1 protein-coding gene is annotated in these 633 nt (G+C 27.8%); it reads left to right on the forward strand.

Translation table 11 applies throughout. The features are described 5' to 3' along the window. A partial coding sequence (locus BSAG_RS11885) for a Coenzyme F420 hydrogenase/dehydrogenase, beta subunit C-terminal domain (protein ID WP_032852340.1) occupies window positions 1-463 on the forward strand: 463 nt, incomplete at its 5' end. Window positions 464-633 lie beyond the last annotated feature (170 nt).

The following is a 633-nucleotide window of genomic DNA, read 5'->3' on the forward strand; positions in this document are numbered from 1 at the left end:
ATTGTTTGATGGTAAAAAAATATATAAAAATAATTATACTAATCCTTGGAGATTAATGCATCAGTCAAAATTATTCCGTCCCAAACGTTGCCTCATGTGCAAAGAAGATATTAGCTATAAGGCGGATGTATCATTAGCAGATCCTTGGTTGGGAAAATATAAAATTAGTGATAAAATAGGTCATACAATGTTTTTAATCAATACAGAGAAGGGATTAGCTTTTATTGAAGAAATGAAAAATAAGTCGTTATTGCGGCTAATAGATTCTTCTGTGGAAGACTATATAGAAGCTCAAGGACATACTATAATGGCCAAAGATAAAGCATCGCTAGAAAAAAAGTTTAATAATATATTATCAAAAATGGGGAATAATATATTATATAAGAAAATCATGACATTATCTCCATTCATGCTTAGATTTCATATGCTTATAATTCGAATTGTTTATAAAATTGTTAAATAAAAATACAATGAAACCATATATTATCATTTCAGGACTTAATTTTAGAGATAATAATAGAGGAACAGCAGCTTTAAGCTATGGCTCACTTTCTTTTCTGAATGAGAGAGAATTGTTATCAAAGGAGACGAAAATTCTAAATTTTCGTTTTGTGAAAAATCTTTTTAAATCAA

The sequence above is a fragment of the Bacteroides sp. D1 genome (genome assembly GCF_000157095.2).
Classification (GTDB): Bacteria; Bacteroidota; Bacteroidia; order Bacteroidales; family Bacteroidaceae; genus Bacteroides; species Bacteroides xylanisolvens.